Genomic DNA, 21,412 nt, shown 5'->3' on the forward strand with positions numbered 1-21,412 from the left:
CGCTGCAGGTTGATGGGCATCAGTGGCGCGTGGCCTACGAACTGCTCCATCGTTTCATCGAAGCACGGCGCACGCCATAAACCCGAAGCGCCTGCCGTGGATAGATGCTGCTCGCCGGGGGTTTACAAACAAACACCCTGCCGGCCCTGGCAGGGTGTTTGAAGTGATACGTGCTAGATGGCGGCTGCCGCCAAAGAAGGGTGTGACGATGGAGCCTGATACAGCCTACTTGATGCAGATGCTCCTTTTTCTGTTGGACCGAAGCTTGCCATGCTGTCGAGTAACAAAGATGCCTGGCGTGAAGCCGAAGCGTCAGACATTGGCGTATTGCCTGTGGACAGCAAGGAACTTAACGCTTGTCCCGAGAGCATATCCAGCGATTTCACTCCCGAGTCTTTGGGTGTTACTACCATGATGTCGGCTGGGATGGCTGCAAAAGTATGTAGCTTTGCTGTGGTGTTGCCGACCTTGATGTCGACAGTCCAGGTGTAGCTGTTGCTCTGTGATGTGGTACCCGGTGGGGTAGCGGTACCCTGGTAGGGACGGTAGCTGATTTGCACTTCTGACTGATTGGCACCATCAAACACCAATACCATACGTTGGCTGCGTTGCATGTCGTCAAAGATATCGTCACTGCCATCTTGGGTGCCAAATCGGAGGGTGGTTTCAGCATCTGCCATCAGCCAGACTTTATCGTTGCCGCTACCACCAATAATTTCCGCTTTGTTGCCTGTACTGCCAGCCGCACCACGGATAACGATGGTGTCATCATCCTCGCCTGAATCAATCATCAGGTCGCTGTGGTTCAGCATCAAGCCGAACTGGTCATCCCCCCTACCGCCAAAGAAGGAGCCGTTGCCGTAGGTGTAATCGCGGGCGTCGGTGTTGCTGTAAAGGGAGTCGTTGCCATCCCCCATGAAGACAGTAAGGTCGGAGATTGCACCAACTCGGATCAGGTCGTTGCCATTACCGAGGCTGAAGGAACGCAGTGAATCACTACGTAGGACCGTCAAATGGTCGTCATGCTCACTGCCAATAAACGACTCATACTGCTTGAGTACACCACTTACAATGGTTTTACTGCTTGCTATGGTGCGAATTATGCCTTCGGCGGTATTCGTGGCGTTGGTCTCGTAGTACACCGCTCCCTTCATATTCTGGAACACAGCAACGTCATTCCCGGCGCCGCCATTGGCCAGTGCCGGTGCATCATCGAAGAAGGTGCGATCATCGCCATCACCCATGTCCACGGTAACGCCGCTGCCGACCGAGGCAGTGTCATCGCCACCCCTTAGGTTAATGACATCGTTGCCGCCATTTGATGCATACATATCATCGCCGCCGGTGCCCTCGACAGTATCGGCAAACGCCGATCCTTTCCATGCTTGAATATTTTCAGCATGGCTCATATAAATGTTGTGGCCCCGGGTAGAGAGTTGGAAACTGACTAAGTTGCTTCCCCCGCCGCCATCCAGTTTCTGCGGCATATTTTCGAGCAGGAACATATCGTCACCGGCCCCTGCTGTGACGTCAAAGTAGAACACCTTGGTATTGATATACAGCCCGTTCATTGTAGATCGACTGTTGTCAATCGAGAGCGTGACGGCTCTGCCGTCATATGTTTCCGGCTGGTCGCCATTGTCGACTTGATAAACCGTATCGAAGCCGCTTTTACGTGTTGTCTGGTCGAATAAATTATCCAGCCGCAGCACGCCTTTGGCTCTGCCGTCGCTGCCGGTGTCGCTTTTGATGTTGCTTGAGCGCACAGCGGTTGTCAGAGTGGGGGTAGCGTTAGGGTCTACAACCTTAGCTGGATTGCCCTTGGCGTCAATAATATTGACCGTCCTGTCGACGTTGACAGCGAGATCTGCCCACTCTGCTACCGTTTTTTCAGAGCCATATTTGAATTCCTGCTTTGAGAAGGTGATCAGGTGGTAGCTCTGTACGCCGAATTTGTCTGCGGAGTCGGTAAGGGAGCTGACGCTTTGGTTGGTAAGGTAGCGCATGCGGTCGTCAAATGAATTATGGAGCCACTCATCAGTCATCAGCGCGTCCATATCGTGCTTCAATTTACTTGTGTAGATAGCTGAGAACCAGTTCACGATCGGCGTGGCATCCAGCGCAGCGATCTTATGCATGGTATCGACGACTTGGGCTTCATGATTCAGCCCCTTAGTGCTTAAGTCGTGGTAGACGTTGTTCAGCTCAATAGCGTGACCGATTGCCGAGAAGTTCGGAACAAGAAGAAAAAGCAAAGCCGCAGGGGGGCAGACGAGTGAGACACCGATGCCAGCGATGCCGGCGGCGGTGCCAATGATGGCGTTGGACAAGTCCCACTTCGATTGCGTAGAGCTGAAATCCCCCTTATAGGTATTAGCCACCTCAACGATATTCAGTATTGAACTGACTGTTATGAAACCAGCACCAACCACGGCAGCGCCTTGTGCTGCACGCAATGCTTTGGTGCCTGAGGTAAGCGCGTTGATTATGTCTGTAGCGAAAAACCCTGTATCGGCCAGTGTGGTCAGGGTTAACTGCGCCTTTTTCACATCAGTAGTCGGTGTGTTGGCGGCTGCATAGATATCGTTGGCGAGTGCCAGCATATCGGCGACAAAGAAGACACTATTCTTGCCGAGCTTGCTATTCAGTTCCTTGCCTCGGTTGAAACTGAACTTTGCTTCTTCACCCACCGCCTTGATAGCTTTCACCCGTTCTTCAGCCAGAACATCCACCGTACCGAGGCTAAGTGATTCGCCTCTGCGAAAGAGCTTGTCTACATTATCGGGTAACTGATTGGGTATGTTCGTGACACTTTTCTGAAATGCCATGAAAAGATCATTGAATGCCTTGGTTGGACTTTCTTTTTTTTGGTGTGCTTCAATCAATGCATAGGCAATAGCGAAAGGCGCCTTAAGTGCGTTGGCGGCATAATATGCGGCTGTGATCGCATGTTTGGCGGTTTCATCTTTATTCGCTGCTTGAAAGGCTTCATCGGGGACGGCGAACAATAGCGCCCCACCTGCACCCAGAAAGCGTCCGAATTGTTGTGCATTACTCCGAGCCGCATAGCGACTTGCCATCCGCTGGTATTGCGAATCGTTGAGTAAATTACCTTTCAGCTTGGGGATTTCAACCGCTTCAAGGTTGTAGTTGGCCAATACGACGGCGATTTGCCGTGCTCGCTCAGGGGTGATCTTGTTATTGGGGTCCTTCGCCATCTCATCGGAGATTTTTTTTGCAGAATCGTTAATGGCGTCAGGGGTGATTGTCTTCAGCGTCTCTTCTTTCCACTTTTGCCAGTTTTTGGCGAACGTGGAATCGTTCTTGTTCAGGTTGATGCCCCCTAATTCCTCCGATAATTTGATCTGTAAGCGGTCGATACGCTGCAAGGGGGAAATGTCGAGGCCCTTGTCTCGCCACGCTTTTACGCGAGTGCTGTCCGTTGAAAGGATATTGCCCAAGCCGGACGTCAACTTCTCATATGAACGTTGGTACTGGATCTTCGCCAAGTCGGTATAGATGCGCGAAAATGTGGTGAATACTAGGTAGCTGCGTGCTGGGCCTGCAACCACAGGTAGTGGGAGGTATTCGGTGGTTTTGACCAGATCGTTTAACTCGGTTTTTACCGATTTCAGTTGGGCAGTTGTTGCATCCTTGAGTAGATTGCTCAACAAAGCTAGTGAGTTCTTGCTGTACTCGACTTGGCTGGCCCAGTTCGCCAGGGTGTCCCTGCTGATGATTGTTCTACCCAGCCTTTTCGATTCTTTGAGATCGGACTCGGTAAAGGAAAGGCCGAGTACTTGGGCGGTGTCTTGAAATGCTTGGGCATCGTCGCCCAGATAGTCGGACAGTGTGATGACCTTTGCCCCTGCCCCCCATCTCTGGCTGGAACTACTTAGTACGCCGTTGATTTTCTCCAAAAAAAACGAGAACGAGTCAGTAGCAAAACCCAATTTCTTCCGTAAGTCTTCGAGTGTCATGATGCGACTCCTTGCTTGACGAGATGCACAACCACATCCTGGATCTGGTATGTGGTGCAGTACCATCCCCGGCCATGCAGTACATGCACGTCATGGGATGGCAGAAGATGTACCTGCACCGGCCTCTTTAGGAGGCAGTGCAAGTACAATTTCATCGGTCTACTGAGCGGCCTTTGAGGCCTGGAGATAAGCTAGCGTTTTCGAAATGCTTCGCTGATTTGCTTGGAACCTGTTCAAGATCAGCGGGCTGAAGAAGTGGCCAATGTTGCACCGCAGGCTGGTTTTGACTTCTGCGGTTACCTCTACGAGGGATAAGAGGTGAATCTATTTGACGCGCTGTCGGCGTCCGGTTTTATTCGGGCGTAATTAGCCAGACCAGTTGCACCCTGGAAAAAAGGGGTGCTCTACCCCTGTAGGTAGCTGTGGGGTGCGGACAAAATGTATTCAAATGTCTTGCTGTCTGAATATTGGGGAAAACGTCACGCTGTCTGACAAATCTTTGTGTTATCAGCTAACACAGACAAAGGAGCAAAGCCTAGGTGCAAGTGGTGCTGTATCGTGCATCCAGCGCAGTGTAGGTGTGGCATGTGATAAGAGTTAACTAAGGAGAAGTACTATCTGTTCGCAGAGATATTGCGTCACCCTCGGTATGTTATTTTCCAGCCAAGTTTGCGAGTGACTCAGGACGTGGAGTAATTTATTCATTTGGTATTTTAATGCTTAAGTTTAAGAACTTGAATCATATCTGTATGTGGCAATGAATTAAACTCTATTCTTAAGCTGTTTAATAAAATCGAGCAAGACACCTATCTTGAGTAACGCAAAATATAAATTCTTTGTCGGTTATCTTCCCTGTTCTTTGTTAGGACTGACATTGCTATTCATCTTATTGGCCAGCTTTGCCAATACAATGTTAGCCGTGATGATTTTTTGGCCCTTGTTTTTATACTTAAGCGGGCCATTTTTATTTGTGCAGCTGACAATTTTTCTTCTCCCGATCAGAGATAAAGGTAATAAGAATAAATTTTTTGTCAACGCATCTATCGCTACTTGCTTGAATGCAATCGTTGGTGTGCCCCTACTAATAGCTATTTTAGTGGGTGTCAGCAAACTACCTTGGATCGCTGGGTATTTAAAGCAACCCCGTATTATCGTTGTAGATAAGGTTGGAAATGTTTACATTGATGATCTTGGTCCTCAGTACCAAGAGAGCCGATGGGATGCAATTTATAAAGTATCTAACCGGGGGTATGTAAGCAAATTTGCCGAGCAGGTAAGAGTAAAAGATTCACTAGGTGGAATGGTTGTTGATCAGTCAGGTAATCTTTTTATTTCAGATTGGAATGATCATGCTGTCAAGAGAATTACACCTTCAGGTGAAGTGAGTATATTTGCGGGCACTTCTGGAGTGGTTGGATTTAAAGATGGCTTGAGAGAGAAAGCCTTGTTCAGTGCCCCTGGTGCTATGGCCATTGATGGGAATAAAAATCTTTATCTTATTGATAGAGGCAATCATGTGATCAGAAAGGTTGACGCTAAAGGATATGTCACTACGCTGATTTTCAAGAAGGACGGGTTGAAAACGAACCAACTAGATGCATACGATATATCTGCGGATATAGATGGTAATCTTACGGTTATTTCTGACGATGGTCAGAGAATTGATTCGATCGATAAGAACGGCACACTAAAAAATCTGGCGGCATCTACCGAGAGGTGGCGATTTTTATCAATAGTACGCGATGATCTGGGAGACCACTTTGCTATTGACCAAGGAAATAAAATTATAAAAATATCCCACTCTGGAGCCATATCTGAGTATATAAATACTGTGGCTATTAATACGGACTGGATTCATTGTTTGGCGCTTGATAAACAAGGGAATTTATATACGCTTGGGCGCTACAACCATACGTTGTATAAGATCACACCACAGAAAGAAGTTACAAAACTCATGCGTTAGAAAGTAGTGGCTTAGGTGAGAGGTTGCTTCACTATACAGTTTTACTATTCAACGAGGCTTGAATTGGATAACCCCGTGCTTCAAGATGCTCTTTACATTGATTGAATGCCCCATTCTGCATGCCATTGTTTGGATGTGAAATGTGGTTCAATGACCTATATCGCGTGTTCGGCCAACATCTTGGAACCTATTCACAATTTTATTGCGCAGCCACAATCCGGGTGTATGTGCTGCTCAACGTTCCCCTGCAAAGAGGATGCCAAACTGTTTAGGTGCTTTGTACCGTGCAGTTCGGAGGTACTGGATGGTGTACCTGAATCCAGACGGGCTGTTGATTCAAGCCATGAACAAGCTCTGTAAATCCGTCGTGCTTAACTGCTTCTGCAGCTTATTGGGAGCGTCCTGGTCGCTGGCCAAGAAGTAGAAGAATTCGCGCGCCAGGCTTACGAATACATGCCAACGGTCCTGGCTAGGCAGTAGCGCCAGTACCTGGTCAACACAGGTTCTGTAACTTTCGGTATTCGGGTTTGAGTCGCGCATGGTGTAAAGCAGCAGTTTGATCAACCGGGTACGTGCTTGGACATTGGCTTCTTCCAGGCCCAGTTTGTTCAACTCCTCGCCATAGCGCTGCAGGCTACGGAATTGATGTGCGTGTAATTCCAGCTTTTGCAAGGTGGCTTGGGACCAGGGATCCGCCTGCATACTGGCCAGCGCCCTAGCCAAGTTGCTGTCACCAGTCGGTATGACTGACGGTTGAGCAATGGGCGCTGTGGGGATCACAACGGGAATGGCTTCTCCGCGCCAATAGGGGAAGAACTCACGGATCAATGTACGGAATTGGTCTTCCTCGGGGAAGTTGCGCAGGGTGACATCCGCGCCGGCACGGTAGCCTTGGCCATCATGTGTGACGTCACGTAGGTGACTTAACAAATGGCGTAGAAAGTGCCTTGTCGTGGTGATTTGCTTGTTCGTTACACCCCGGAGTTTCAGATCGTCGAGGTATTGGTCCAGGGCGGCTTCGGGGGTGGGGCAGGTCATGGGCGTACTCGATCGGAATGAGTTCAAGCCGCGCGGGCTAACGGGTCTGGGCGGGTTGCACCGTGCCAGCAATAGAAGAACTCCCGCGCCATATCGGTAAATACCCGGCGGCTGTCTTCATTGGAAAACAAGGTGAGCATGGCGTCCACGCCGGCGCGGTAAGCCATGGGGGTTTCGTCTGTATTACGAATGATATAAAGCAGCAGCGTCAGCAGGCGTTCCCGGACATCGCGTACTGCATTGTCTGCCCCCTGTTCTGCGAGTTGCTCGATATAGAGGGTAAGGCTGGGTTGTACTTCCTGTGACCAGGGGTCAGCATTGAGCCGCTCGAACATTTCAATCAGGTTGCCTTGCAGATCAATGGGAGGATGCGCCAGCGACAGGGCCTCCGCGGCGTTGAGAAGGGCGATGGTTTTCAGGTCACCCGTCCAGAAAGGGTAAAACTCCCGGGCCGTAGTAATGATTTCGACCTGCTGGTCATCCGGGAAACGGTGAAGTATGTAATCGACGGCGTAACGATAGCCGGCATCGCTGTCTGTAATGTGCTTGTCAGTCTGGCTTTCCAGCGCGGTGATCAGGTTACGCAGGAAATGTTTACGTCGGGTGAGAAGGCTGGTGGCCGCACCCTTGCTTTTCAGCAGCTGCAAGTAAGCGGCTTGCGCAGTGATAGCGTGGTTGGCGTCGAATATTGTCATGGCCGCGTACGGAGGATATCGTCTTCCATACTAGTTGATTTCATAAAACACGGCGGCTTGCGTGCAGCTGGTAAAATTCGCCGCATGATTCGTCTCTCCTCCCTTACCCTACGTCGCGGCACCAAGGTGCTGCTCGAACATGTTGATTTGATTTTGCATCGCGGCCAACGCGTTGGCGTCGTCGGGCCCAATGGCGCCGGCAAATCGAGTTTCTTTGGTCTTCTACGTGGTGAATTGCTGCCTGACGCTGGTGATTTCGACTACCCGGCCGGTATGGTGATCGCATCGGTACGTCAGGAGACACCGGCTTTGCATGCCAGTGCGCTTGACTATGTGCTGGATGGCGATGCCGAATTGCGAATGATCCAGCGTGAAGTGAGTAACCCGGCCCATGATGGCGTGGTACATGGTGAATGGCTGGGCCGGTTTGAAGCTGTCGACGGTTATTCAGCCGAGGCGCGGGCCGGTAAATTGTTGCATGGTCTGGGTTTCTCCACTGATGACTTGCAAAGGCCTGTTGCCAGCTTTTCGGGTGGCTGGCGCATGCGGCTCAACCTTGCCCAGGCATTGATGTGCCGTTCTGACCTTCTACTACTCGATGAACCCACCAACCACCTTGATCTGGACGCCGTGCTCTGGTTGGAAAACTGGCTGGCCAGCTACCCGGGCACGTTGCTGCTTATTTCGCATGACCGCGATTTCCTGGATGCGACCGTGACAGCGATTGCACATCTCGCAAACAGCCAGATCACGCTCTACACCGGCAACTATGCCGAGTTCGAGGCGCAAAAGGCCGAGAAGCTCGCCCAGCAGCAGCAGGCCTTTGAGAAGCAGCAGCGGGAAGCGGCGCATTTGCAGAAGTACATCGACCGCTTCCGTGCACAGGCAACCAAAGCCCGGCAAGCCCAGAGTCGCATCAAGGCGCTGGAACGCATGGAGATGATTTCTGCGGCGCATATCGACTCACCGTTTGATTTCAGCTTCCGTCCGCCCGCCTCCAGCCCCAACCCGTTGCTGCGCATCGAGCACGGTGCGGCAGGGTACGGTGGCAATCGCTTACTCGATGACATCAATATCAGCATTGAAAGCGGTGCGCGTATCGGTCTGCTGGGGCGCAATGGTGCAGGTAAGTCTACGTTGGTCAAACTGCTGGCAGGCGATATCCCCTTGGTAGCAGGTGGCCGTGTGGAAGGGCACGGCTTACAGATTGGCTACTTTGCCCAGCATCAGCTTGAGCACCTGCGTGTCGATGAAAGCCCGCTTTGGCACATGCAGAAGTTGGACCCCAATACGCGCGAGCAAGAATTGCGCAATTTCCTCGGCGGTTTCAACTTTCATGGCGATATGGCAACTGGCCCGGTTGCCCCCTTTTCGGGCGGCGAGAAAGCGCGGCTGGCGCTGGCCATGATTGTTTGGCAGCGGCCCAATCTGTTGTTGCTCGATGAACCGACCAACCACCTCGACCTGGAAATGCGCCATGCGTTGACATTGGCCTTGCAGGACTATGTGGGCGCGATGATCGTCGTGTCGCACGACAGGCATTTATTGCGGGCGACGACGGATACTTTCTGGCTGGTGGAAGTCGGTAGGGTAAGACCGTTTGACGGCGATCTGGACGACTACAAGCGTTATCGGGAGCAGGAAGGGCAGGTACTACCGGGCAGCGTCGCAGCAGATGGCAGCAGTGGCCTGGACCGTAGAGCCCAGAAGCGCCAGGAGGCGGAAGAGCGACAACGTCTGGCGGGATTGCGCAAGCCATTGGAAAAGGAATTGTCCAAAATCGATGCGCAGCTGGCCGACCTGGGCAAGCAGCGTAGTGGATTGGTCGACATGCTCGGCGGCGAGGAAATCTATGCCGAGTCGGCCAAAGACAAGCTGCGTGAGGCTGTGCGAAAGCAAGCCGAGCTCGATGGTGCAATCGAAGCCTTGGAAATACGCTGGCTGGAATTGCACGAGCAGTTGGAAGCCTTGGCGGTCTGATCATGGAATCTTATGTCCACTGAAGTAATCGTCTCTTCTGATAGCACGCTGCCACGATTGCGTCGGGCTGCGACACCAGCCTTGTTTTTGTTGCTTGGCGTGGTATATGCCAGCTGGGCAGCCCGCTTGCCTGCTATACGCGACGCTTTGGTATTGGATGCAGCCACCTTGGGCACTGTGCTCCTGGGCGGCGGGATAGGTGCGGTCGCCTCGTTCCCTGTGGCGGCTTGGCTGGTGGGGCACTACGGGGCACGCAGGGCAGCCTTGATGTCAGGTTTGGCGGTATTGTTGGTCCTGCCCATCCTGGCGGTTTTACCTGGCTGGGGTTGGTTGATGGCAGGCATGGTGGCTTACGGCGCAGCAACCAGTTGCTTTGATGTATCGATCAACGCCTTGGGGGCAGAGCAAGAGCGTGTAATAGGGCGGTCCATCATGTCCATGCTGCATGCCTGGTTCTGTATGGGGGCTTTTATCGGTGCCCTGCTTGGCAGTGCTGCAGCCGGTCTGGGTCTATCGCCATTGTTGCATTTGAGTCTGGTGGTGCTGGTGCTGATCGTACCGCTGGGCTTGGCTTACCATGCCTTGCCGTGTGATGCGCCCGATGTGGAACTGGGTAAAAAGCACTTTGCCTTGCCGCATGGCGCGCTGATCTGGCTTGGGATGATCGCGTTCCTTGGTGCGATCTCTGAAGGGTCGCTTACCAACTGGATATCGCTTTATCTGCGCGACCATCTGTATGCCAGTGAAGCGGTTGCGCCGCTGGGCTATGCCGGTTTTGCCGGCGCGATGCTAGTGGCGCGCTTGGTAGGGGATAGATTAAAAGAGCGCTTTGGCGCAAAACGGCTGGTAACCCATGGCAGTGCGTTGGCGATGTTTGGCCTTGGTATTGCCATTCTGGCGGGCAATGTGCCGGTTGCTGTGCTCGGGTTCGTTCTGACCGGGCTTGGGGTAGCAGCGATATTTCCCTGCATCTTCAGTGCTTCAGGAAAAGAAGGGCCAACGGCCTTGGCTGGCGTCGCTACACTGGGGTATTCCGGCTCGCTTATGGGGCCGCCCATGATGGGTTACGTGGTGCATGGCTTTGGCTTGCAAGCAGGCCTGATTTTTTTAGGGCTGACTTCCTTTGCGATGATTATTGCTGCGAGCCAGACGCGTCTGCTGCGTTAAGACCCTCCCCTAAGAACCTGTCTAAAGTCTGCTGTGCGTCAGCAATACGGTGTTGAAAACCCCCTTGGAATGCTCATTTACCATAAGTAAACTCCGCTTCCTCGGCTGTTTTCGCCTTGTCTTGCTCTAGCTCGCGAGACTTTAGACAGGTTCTAAGAATCTCAAAAAAGGGAGTGATATCACTCCCTTTTTGCTGGTCAGCGTTTCAGATAAGTCTCAAAGAAACGCAGGGTGTGGCCGATGCTCATTACCTGGTTTTCGCGTTTGGTGGCGCCATGGCCTTCATCAGCAAACAGGATCAGCTCGGAAGCCACGCCTCGCTTTTGTGCGGCTTCATACATTTGCACGGCTTCACCTACGGGTACGCGAGGGTCGCTCACCCCTTGGATGATCAGCAACGGGTCCTTCAGCTTGTCGATATAGGTGATCGGCGACAAGGCAATCAGCGCTTCGCGGTCTTTGGTGGGGTCGCCATACTCCGCAGCCCGCAAGGCACGGCGGTAGGGGGCAGTGTTCTCCAGGAAGGAAAGCAGATTGGACATCCCGACAGTGGCGACACCTGCATCGTAAGCCCCGGCAAACCGAGTCATCGCGTACAGAGTGGAATAACCACCGTAGCTACCGCCCATGATGCCAACCTTGGGTGCGACGCCATTTTTGGCCCAGGCTTTCTTGATATAGATCGCCGCATCCTCAATGTCGGTGATCACATCAAGCCGCTTGGGGCCGTTGTCGGCATTCAGCCAGGTTTTGCCATAACCGTCCGAGCCACGTACATTCGGCTGTACGTAGATAAACCCGGCGTCGACGAATAGTTGGGCACGGGTTGAGAAACCGGGGCGCGACTGGCCTTCAGGCCCGCCATGGAATTGAACAACGACCGGGCAAGGTCCTGGTTCGCACTTGGCTGGCCGCTGTACGAACATCGGGATTTGCTGGCCATCCCGACTGGGGTAGCTCTCAAGCCGGGCTGCGGTAAATCGTTTGGTGTCGACCTCTGGGGTGGACGGCGCAACCCAGCGTGTCAGCTTGTGGGATTTCCAATCAAACACATAATTGGCATTCGGCAGGGCGGCGGATTCGACCCCCAGCACAATACGTTGGCCATCCTGGCTGGTAGTGAGGACCTGGACATGATCCGCGCCAGGGAAAGTAGGCAATTTGAGGGGCTGGAGCGTTTTTGCATCCAATGCATAGCTTTTGGCGTAACCGGCCTCGTTCACCGCGTAGTACAACCGTTGTTTGGCTTGGTCGAACGAGAAACGCGCGACATCCCATTTCTGTGCCGGTGTGATTGGGCTGAATTTGCCATCGACCAGCTTATAAAGGCGGCGGGCATCATCAAACTTGCTGGTCAGCACGACCAATTCACCCGGCTTGGCACCGTATTGCACCCGGTAGTCCTCGCCTTCACCTTGTCCCAGTACCGGACGGAAGTCCTTACGCGTTGGTGACCATTCCCAGATTTCACTGTCGACATTGGAAAAGGATTTCTGCAGCAACAGGGTGCCATCAGCCTGATGGTCGACGACATTCCAGCTGCCTTGCCGATCGAACAACTTCTCCTTCTTGGCTGTGCCGAGTTCATAGCGATAAAAGGTATAGCTGTCGCGTACTTCATCGTTGCTACGGTAATAGACATAACGGCCATCGTCCGAGACAAATTCGAACAGGGTCTGAATACCCGGCAGGTGTTGGATAGGTTTGAGTTCGCCACCCGCTGTGGCTTGCAGATAGAGACCAGGATTCTCTTCGCCTTTACGGTCGCGGCTCAGAATCAGCCATTTGCCATCAGGGCTGATATCAAGCACCGCTGTAGCGTCTTCCCCCCCAGTCATCTGCATTGGGGCTCGTTCCGCCCCATCTACACGCCATACCTGGGGGGTACCGGTAACACGCCAACCGTAATACATCGCCTTGCCATCGGGTGACAGAATGCCTGCACCGGGGCCACGCAGGTCCAGCATGCTTTGCACCTTACGACTCAGGTCGGGTGGCAGGGCCTTGGCGCGGAATGCTTCCAGTGTTTCAGTGCTGATGCTGGTGGCACCCAGACCGCGATAACTTGGCACTTCGGCGGCTTGGGCGGCGAAGGTGGTGCTGATAAGAAGGATAAGAAAAGAAGACTTCATGCAGCAGGATTCCGTAGGGATGGCGAAAGGGAAGCACAAGGCTGAACAAGCAACAGGCACAGAAAGGAACGACCGGCATGGTAGCGGCTACCATGCCGGTCGTCTGCGTTTGATTTGTAAAAAAGATATGCGCGGAAGTTCTACCGCGAGCGTGTGGGTTCGTTCGCTGCTACTTCCCGGCGGTACCTTTCCAAATGGCGATATAGGCTTCCTTATAAGGAATGTCGGAGTCTATTTCCCGTGCTCCCAGCCTTGCGAGCGATTGTGTCGTTACCAGGATTGGCTTGGTGACAAAGCCACTTGGGGGTTTACCGGCAAAAGCACGATTCAGTTCGTCGGCCAATTGCCAGCCCTGTAGATTCAGGGGTTCCGCAACAGTGGCCGCCTGCAAGGACAGCCCGCTCTTGATACGACGTAAAGCCTTGCCCGACCCATCGCCTGCAGAGATATTACGAATGTCGTTACGGCCGATTTTCGTCAGCGGGAAATTCATCTCATCGAAATAGATGTCATTGATGGCCAGGGTATGGGTCCAGGTCTTGCCAAAGCGCTTATCCAGACGCACAACCATTTGCTCTACCTCCTGTTTTGCCTTGGAGATCAGGACGTTTTCTATTGAGAGTACTTGGCAATTCTTGCATTGCTCCAGGGTTTCTTTCATCCGCTTGGTTTTTTCGTTGGCTACGGCAAATCGGTCGTCATTGATAAGGACGACACCAGCCTTGTCTTTCGTACTGTTGATGACGAATTCCGCTGCAACTCTGGCGACGTCACTTGCATGAGTGGCGATATTGAGAAATAGATCCTTCGTCGGCCCCGGCGCGGCATCGGCATGCCAGCCAATCAGTACAATCCCGGCGTCTTTGGCTTTTGGCAGTAGCGTGGCGATGTCTTCCGCCTGGAATCCACCAAACACAATAGCATCGGGCTTTTGTGCAATTGCAGCGGCGAATTCTGTGTTGATAGTGGGTGTATTCCCTTTGCCATCCACCGCAGACACAGCCCACCCCATTACCTGCGCAGCTTCCTCCAGGCCCCTGTAAGCGGCAGTTGGCCCACCATTTTGCAAGTCTTGCGAGAGAAAGATAACTTTGCGTTTGCCTTGGGTGATCGGTCCGCTGGACGGTCCATCCCAGGCTGCTGCAAAACTGGGAAGGCTGAGGCAGAGCAACATGAAAAGCGAGGCAATGTTGTTTAATATTTTTAACATGATCAGCGCCCTCTGGAAAATGTCTGAAGCCCCTGTTTTCCCTATGTTTTAAGACCGTTCATTTGGGAGGAGCGACGACTAATTTATGTATGGTGAGTCCACTCTCAAAGCGCAATCCTTTATCCGACAAGAGTATTCAGAAAGCGAGGTTTTAAGCTGGAAGGTCTGAGAACCTGTTTAAAGTTTGCTACATGTCAGCAGTACGGCGTTTAACCTCCCCCTCGGAATGCTCATTTACCATGAGTAGACTGTGCTTCTTTGGGTGATTTCGCCTTGTCGTGCTTGCTAAGCGTTGAATAGGTTCGGGGATGTGGATAGTCGGTCGGGTGAATATTGGACTAAATAAAAACGGCATGTACAAAGGTACATGCCGTTTTCTGGTTTCCAACGCTGTATTGCGGCGCAGCAAGCTATGAGCAGGTTGTTAGTGGCCTGTGCCGGACTGCGTTACCGCATCCTGTATTGGTGCGTCCGGGGCTGGGTGTTTAATGGAAAATTTCTGCTTCAACCACATGCCCAGGTCATCCAGATAGGTAAACACCACCGGCACCACAACGAGGGTCAGCAACGTAGAGGTGATCACGCCGCCAATAATGGCATGGGCCATGGGTGCCCGTTGTTCGGAACCCTCACCCAAGGCCAGCGCCAAGGGCACCATGCCGCCTATCATCGCAAAAGTGGTCATCAGGATAGGGCGCAACCGCACGTGGCCTGCTTCGACAATCGCGGCGAAACGCTCCACCCCCTGTTCGCGCAGACGGTTCACAAAGTCGATCAGCAGAATCGCGTTCTTGGTCACCAACCCCATCAGCATGATCACACCGATGATGGAAAAGAGGTTAAGCGTGGAACGCCAAGCCAGGAGCGCAAGGAAGATACCCACCAACGATAGCGGCAGCGATGTCATGATGGCCAGCGGTTGGCTGAAACTGCCGAACTGCGAAGCTAGGATCAGGTAGATAAAGATCACCCCGGTCACTAAGGCCTGCACCGCGTAGCCAAAGCTCTCGTCCATATCGCGATTCGCGCCTTCCTGGGCAAAGCGATAGCCCGGCGGCATCTGTATGCTCTTGAGCACTTGGTCCACTTCCGCTTGTACTTCGCCGACCGGCACGCCTTCTACATCGGCATAGACCTCGACATTGCGGAACAGATTGCGCCGCTTGATCAAAGTAGGGGTACCGCTGTCCTTGATCTCCGCCACTTGTGACAGCGGAATCATTACCGGCTGGCCGGTACGCGAGTCGATATCCGTACTGGCGATGGGCAAATTGGCCAGGTCTTCGGCAATACGGCGATTGTTTTCCGGCAGCCGCACGATGATGTCGTAACTTTCCCCATCAGGCGCCTGCCAGGTGCCGATATCGTCACCCGCAATCAAGGGACGCAGGGTCGTACCGATCTGGCTGACCGACAACCCAAGCGTGCTGGCCATTTCACGATTCACATTGATGTCGATTGCTGGTTTGGCTGCCCGTAACGAGGTCTGTACGTTAACCACATGCTTGATCTTGCCCAGACGCTCGGCAACATTTTCCGCAATACGTTGCAACTCACCCAGGTCCTTGCCTTGCAAGGTGATGAAGATCGGCGAGCGACCGCCGCCACCTTCCGGTCCTTTCACGCTACGCAGCTCGATACCGGCAATCTGCTCCAATCGCCCTCGGATCTTCTTGATCAAGGCCTCCTGGCTGATACGCTTTTTCTTCTCGATCAAGGTCAGGTTGGTATGGGCGATGTGCTTGCCGCCAGAATCCCCAGTATTGATTGAGGTGTACATCTCCTCGATCTCGGGGAAGGCATGCAAGGCTTCTTCCACCTGCTGTGCTTTCGAAGTGGTGTAGTCGAGCGAGCTGCCAATAGGGGTGCGGTAATCGATGTTGATCCGCCCGACATCTGCGGTCGGTATGAACTCCGCGCCTATCATCGGTACCAGCAGGAATGAACCAAAGAACAATGCACCGGCGGCAATGAGCACCATGGATCGGTGAGACCAGCTTGGTTTCCCTTTCAGCCCCGACTTCAGCCAGGCCCGGGCACGTGGCCGAGTGGCAAGAATAAAGAGCGTGATTGGAAGGAAGAGCACAGCCAGCATCAGTACCAGCCATTTAGGCATGGACTGGCGTGTGGGGTTGAGCACCCACTCAATGGCGCGGGCGTACAGGGCGGATACCTTGTCCATCCAACGCTCAAATCCATCCAGTACCTTGCCCACAGGCCCTGAGTGCTTCATGCCATGGGCGTGTGGGTCGTGCCACACCGAGCTGAGCATCGGATCGAGGGTGAAGGAGACAAACATCGAGATCAGCACCGCAGCGCAGACGGCGATGCCGAATTGGAAGAAGAACTTGCCGATGATGCCGCCCATAAAACCGACAGGCATGAACACCGCCACAATGGTCAGCGTAGTGGCCAATACCGCAAGGCCGATCTCAGCCGTGCCATCCATCGCAGCCTGGTAGTGGCCTTTGCCCATTTCGGCATGACGTACGATGTTCTCGCGTACCACGATCGCATCGTCCACCAAGAGGCCTACGCAAAGCGACATGGCCATCAGCGTCATCACATTGATGGTGAAGCCGAACAGCTGCAGGAAGAAGAAGGTGCCGATCAAAGCCACCGGCAAAGTGAGCCCGGTAATCACGGTGGAACGCCAGGAACCGAGGAAAAGCCAGACGATCAGCACCGTCAGTGCAGCGCCCTCGAACAGAGTGGACTTCACGTCCGCCAACGACCGACGTATGCCGCGTGACCCATCGCCTACGACCTGTAGCTGGATATTTTCAGCACTTAGCTCCTTGTTGAGATTATCGACCATGGCGCGTACATCGTCGGCCACCTGCACGGTATTCGCACCGCTGATCTTGGTAATGTCGACCGTCAATGCTCGCTTGCCATTCACCAAGGCCAACGAGTCACGCGTTTGCTCGCCATCGATGACATTGGCGATCTGATTGAGCAGAATCGGCTGGCCATTACGACGTGCTACCACGATCTTGCCGAACTCGGCCGCTTCGATCAGGCGGCCCTTGAGCTGCACGACGCGTTCGGTTCTGTCGAACTCGATGTTGCCGACGGGTACTTCCTGGTTCTCGGTACGAATCGCAGAGATCACTTGGTCTGCGCCGATACCCAACGCACGCATCTTCTCGGGCAATATTTCAATATTCAGTTGCCGTTTGATCGCGCCAACCAGCCGTACGCTGCCCACCCCCTTCACTGTCTGGAACTGGCGTTGGATGTATTGGTCGGCACGGATAGTCATCTGCCGCTCATTCAGTTTGTCGCTGGTGATGGCGACAGAAAGCGTGGGACCGTCGCTTTCGCGTGCCCGGGTGATGTAAGGCTCTTTTACCTCTTTGCGAAATTCGGCCTTGGCTTCGTCAACCTTCTCGCGCACATCTTTCATGGCTTGGTCGACATTGGTGTCGAGTTCGAACTCGGCTACCACGATCGATTGGCCACTATAGCTGTCCGAAGTCAGGTTCTTGAGACCAGAGATGGTGGACAGCTTTTCTTCGACGCGCCGTGAGATTTCCGATTCGATGATCTCGGGCGATGCGCCTGGATAACTGGTAACCACAATGGCGAATGGGAATTCGATATCGGGCATTTCCTCGATCGGTAGGCGCTGGTAGGCAAACAAGCCAAGCACCACCAACGCCACCATCATCATGGTGGCGAAAACCGGGTTTTGGATGCTGATGCGGGTGAACCACATGGAAACAACCTCGTTTATGCGGCAGCGCCGCGTGCGTGGTATGTGAATGCGTCAGCCCAGGCAGACCACAGGTAGGGCATACCTGTTTCTGCCCAGGGTTGGTAAGTCGATCAGGCGGTTGGTTTGGCTACAGGCAATTTCACAGCCTGGCCAGGCTTGAGGTTTTCGATCTTGGCGATTACGACCACCGCACCGGACTTGATGCCCTCGGTGATCGCCACCTGTTTGGTCAGCTCGTTCATGAGGCCGAGCTTGATCGGGCGGGAAACAATCTTGCCGTTCTCCACTGCCAATACATAAGGTGCTTTGCCGTCGAGGTCACGGATCGCGCTATAGGGCAGGGTGGCAGCATGCTCAACCTTGGCCAGGGTCGCTTCGCCCTGGGCAAACATGCCGCCGCGCAGACTATGGGCCGGGTTGTTCACTTTTACGTAGACCGGCACCATGCGTGAGCCGGCATCGGCCACCGGTGCGATGCGTTCAATACTGCCGGTGAATTGCTGCTGGTCAAACCCTTCGATCTTGAGCGTTACCAGCTGGCCTAGTTTGACGGCAGGAAGGCGGGCTACTGGTACGTTGGCTTCGTACTCGAGTTCATTGAGGTCTACGAGGTTGAATAGCGCCTGATTAACATTGACCCGGCTGCCCGGCTCCGCTTTACGGCTGGCAATGATGCCGTTGAAGGGTGCGCGCACCACGCCGTCCGATACCGCTTTGTTCGCCACGGCAGCCTGGGCTTCCTCTGCCCTGAGTTGTGCAGCTGCGACGGCGACGGCATTTTCGCTCTTGTCGTAGACGGTGGGTGAGATAAAGCCTTGCTTGAGCAGGTCTGCATCCCGTTCACGGGTTTTCTCGGCGAGGTGTAGTTCGGCCTTGTAGCGTTCTCGGTTGGCAATGCGGTTACGCAGCTGATTATTACGGTCGCCAGCCTCAAAGCGCGCAATAACCTGGCCGGTATTCACTTTGTCGCCCGGGCGGACCAGCACTTCTTTCAATACCCCGTCTACTTCAGCACCGATAACCGTTTGCCGTATAGGATTGAGCGTACCGGACAGGCTCAGTGGCTGGATCAGGGTACTGTCTGTGACGTGTGCAAGGTCCGAAGCGGCAAGTTCCAACGCGATAGCAGCGGTATCGGCTTTGTCAGGGGTGGTTGCTGCGTTCTTCTTTTGGGCCACCACAATGCCGCCTGCGGCGAGTGCTAGCAGAACGGTGACAATGACGGCGTGGCGTTTTGCACGCGATGAGATTGGGCGGTTCATGCGGAATCTCCTTCCTGAGGAGCTTGCTTCTCTGGGTCCAGTCCCTGCCAGAGCATGTCGACAATGCGTGGCATGAGGGTGTCGAGGTCAATTGCCTCGGGGTTGAGTAACCAGGCGGTAATCAACCCATCCATCAAGGCGCTCCAGAATATGGCCTGCAGTTGAGGGTCAACCGGTGCGGGTTGTTTGTGCAGGCTATGTTGTTGGGTAATCAGGGTGGCTGATAAGCGATAGCTTTCCTGATAAGAGCGGGCCAGACGCTTACGTACTTCCGGGTCGCGTGCCTGGCCTAGAAACTCCAGGAACAGGCGTGGCCAGTCGGGGTCCTGCTTCACCCGGTCCAGCACGCCCGCAAGTAGCGCCTTGGTGCCTTCGCGTGGCGATACATGAATGGATTGTTGCTCAATGGCTTCCGGCAAGTGATGGTCGAACTCAACCTGGAAGCGACTGTCGAGCAGCGCAAAGAAAAGGTCGTTCTTGCTTTTGAAGTGCCAGTAGACCGCACCCTTGGTCAACCCCGCATCGGCCGCCACCTCGTCAAGCGAGGCGCCCAGGTAACTCTTTTGGGAAAACACGCGTGCAGCGGATTCGAGAATACGGTCGCGGGTGTCCACGGGCTCTGCAACAGCACCCTCAAGCAACGCAGCAAACTGCTCACGCGGGCCAAGCAGGCGCTTTACCGTCTGCCAGGGCACATTGGATGCCTTTGCTATATCGGCATAGGTCAACGTATCAGCCGGTACGGTAGCCGCAAGCGTACGTAATGCGGCTAAAGCAGCTTGGCGGGCAGTCTGGGCGTCAATTTCAATTGCGGGTTGAGCAGCGTGGTTCAAGTCCGTGCACTCCTATAAGCATACTGTTTGGTATTTTATTTATTCACGAGGCGTTCTGTAAAGCATTCTCGGCATTACTGATGAAGCCCTCTATGTCATGCACGCTTGTTGAGTCACAGAATGGGTGATGGCAAAGCCTTGTCAGATGCGACACGAGACCGAACCTTCCCCTTACTTGAGCATGGAAGGGGTGCTGACAAGTACGTTGCATTTTTCTCTGTTAGTTCGGTTTGCCGCTTGGGGGAGATTTGGTCGATGGGATGTAAAGGCGGAATACCTACTCTGTGGGGATCTGAAAACCTGCTCAAGCTCAAAGTCAGTTGCACGTTATCCAAATACAAAAAACACCCTCGGAATGCGCATTTGCCCTATGTAAACTCCCTTTCCTCGGGTGTTGTCGCCTTGCCTTGCTTTAATAACTCGCGAGACTTTTAACAGGTTCTAAGCGTGAGTGGCCACTGTGCTGGCGACCAAATTCGCCAAGGTGATCTCACCTGCTTTTACTTGTGAAAAGCCGGCTTGCCAGATTGGGTTGTCCAGTTGTGTCGGCCCAGGATTTTGATGCAGCAGTGTCATCAGTACGAAGTCGCTTATTGTATCGAGACCCAAGCTGCGTGCCTGGGCAACGGCAGCATAAGCAAGCGTATAGCGCTCACCTGGGTTCAGCGATGCAATCTGACTGGGCATTTCGCGCTGCATCACGTCCAGTACCGTATTGGCCATGGTGGCCGAATCCAGCTGACTATGCTGTACCTCGTCCAATGGAAAGGGGGATTGCCATGCCTCGGGCTGAAAAGTAACCGGCACGTTGCACAGCACACCATATCGGTTGGCATAGGCAAGGTTGCTGGCAAAACCCAGGAATGCCTTTGCTTGGGTTTTGGTGAGTAAGGCCAGCAGTTCCGGCAGGATACGAGTATCGAAATAACGCAGCATGGCGTTTCTACGATTTGGCTGCGCCGCTTCGGTACGTTTGGCAAGGGCACGGCGCAACGTGGGGAAATCGAGTGGTGAGGCGATGCATGTAATGGCATTACGCATGGCCGCGCCTTGCGCCAGTTGCCGGATGAACTGTATCGACTTGAACATGGATGCCACAGGCAATACCACCAGCAGCGGCAGGGCGTGCGGCTCTCTAGGGTTGACCGTATCCCATAGCGGCCGGTAGGGAAGTTGCGCTTGGTTCAGCCAGTCAATCAAAGCGGGAATGGCGGCGTGGTCCAGTAATAAATAGTGATAGATATTTGCGGGGCGTGGCTGGCTTAGCCAGTAAGTGACTTGGATACGAAGTTGCTCGGCAGTTTCCATGGTACATCTCGGGGTTTACGGCGAACCCGCCGTGCTGGACTTGAGCAAACTTTTAGATACTCACAGTGGTTGCGAAGCTATGGCAGCAGCGCTTCCATCTTGTCGGTTTTACGAACGATTTCT

At 53.6% G+C, this 21,412-nt stretch carries 12 protein-coding genes; 3 read left to right on the plus strand and 9 right to left on the minus strand.

The features are described from left to right. Positions 1-173: 173 nt before the first annotated feature. Positions 174-3,980 (minus strand): calcium-binding protein, encoded by a 3,807-nt coding sequence (locus ACUHMQ_RS10435; RefSeq protein ID WP_445295402.1) that lies wholly within the window; start codon positions 3,978-3,980, stop codon positions 174-176. Between the two features lie 811 nt (positions 3,981-4,791). Between ACUHMQ_RS10435 and ACUHMQ_RS10440 the strand changes: the two genes are divergently transcribed. Then, positions 4,792-5,943, plus strand: a complete 1,152-nt coding sequence (locus tag ACUHMQ_RS10440; protein WP_445295403.1) for an NHL repeat-containing protein — start codon at positions 4,792-4,794, stop codon at positions 5,941-5,943. A gap of 336 nt (positions 5,944-6,279) precedes the next feature. On the opposite strand, the gene ACUHMQ_RS10445 is transcribed toward ACUHMQ_RS10440, so the two are convergent. Together ACUHMQ_RS10445 and ACUHMQ_RS10450 are read right to left on the minus strand one after the other, a co-directional pair. Beyond that, positions 6,280-6,981, minus strand: coding sequence for a hypothetical protein (locus ACUHMQ_RS10445; protein WP_445295404.1), 702 nt, complete (start codon positions 6,979-6,981; stop codon positions 6,280-6,282). Positions 6,982-7,004: 23 nt separating this feature from the next. After that, complete coding sequence (locus tag ACUHMQ_RS10450) at positions 7,005-7,676, minus strand: hypothetical protein (protein ID WP_445295405.1); 672 nt, start codon at positions 7,674-7,676, stop codon at positions 7,005-7,007. A gap of 84 nt (positions 7,677-7,760) precedes the next feature. Here ACUHMQ_RS10450 and ACUHMQ_RS10455 point away from each other — a divergent pair, with 84 nt between their 5' ends. Both ACUHMQ_RS10455 and ACUHMQ_RS10460 read left to right on the plus strand, forming a co-directional pair. Next, positions 7,761-9,656, plus strand: coding sequence for an ATP-binding cassette domain-containing protein (locus ACUHMQ_RS10455; RefSeq protein ID WP_445295406.1), 1,896 nt, complete (start codon positions 7,761-7,763; stop codon positions 9,654-9,656). A gap of 12 nt (positions 9,657-9,668) precedes the next feature. Next, entirely contained in the window at positions 9,669-10,823 is a 1,155-nt protein-coding gene (locus ACUHMQ_RS10460; protein ID WP_445295407.1) for an MFS transporter, read from the plus strand. A 197-nt stretch (positions 10,824-11,020) separates the two neighbouring features. Here the strand turns inward: ACUHMQ_RS10460 and ACUHMQ_RS10465 are convergent, their stop codons facing one another. From ACUHMQ_RS10465 to ACUHMQ_RS10490, 6 genes are all read right to left on the minus strand, one after another. Then, positions 11,021-12,955, minus strand: coding sequence for a S9 family peptidase (locus tag ACUHMQ_RS10465; protein WP_445295408.1), 1,935 nt, complete (start codon positions 12,953-12,955; stop codon positions 11,021-11,023). A gap of 169 nt (positions 12,956-13,124) precedes the next feature. Next, positions 13,125-14,165 (minus strand): substrate-binding domain-containing protein, encoded by a 1,041-nt coding sequence (locus tag ACUHMQ_RS10470; protein ID WP_445295409.1) that lies wholly within the window; start codon positions 14,163-14,165, stop codon positions 13,125-13,127. 424 nt (positions 14,166-14,589) lie between these two features. Next, entirely contained in the window at positions 14,590-17,886 is a 3,297-nt protein-coding gene (locus ACUHMQ_RS10475) for an efflux RND transporter permease subunit (protein ID WP_445295410.1), read from the minus strand. Positions 17,887-17,996: 110 nt separating this feature from the next. Next, complete coding sequence (locus ACUHMQ_RS10480; RefSeq protein ID WP_445295411.1) at positions 17,997-19,148, minus strand: efflux RND transporter periplasmic adaptor subunit; 1,152 nt, start codon at positions 19,146-19,148, stop codon at positions 17,997-17,999. Continuing rightward, positions 19,145-19,981, minus strand: coding sequence for a TetR/AcrR family transcriptional regulator (locus ACUHMQ_RS10485; protein ID WP_445295412.1), 837 nt, complete (start codon positions 19,979-19,981; stop codon positions 19,145-19,147). The genes ACUHMQ_RS10480 and ACUHMQ_RS10485 overlap by 4 nt, the downstream gene beginning before the upstream one ends. 441 nt (positions 19,982-20,422) lie before the next feature. Continuing rightward, positions 20,423-21,289: a DUF4123 domain-containing protein gene (locus ACUHMQ_RS10490; protein WP_445295413.1), complete on the minus strand. Its 867-nt coding sequence runs from the start codon at positions 21,287-21,289 to the stop codon at positions 20,423-20,425. Positions 21,290-21,412: the final 123 nt, after the last annotated feature.

The sequence above is a fragment of the Chitinimonas violaceus genome, from assembly GCF_052601015.1.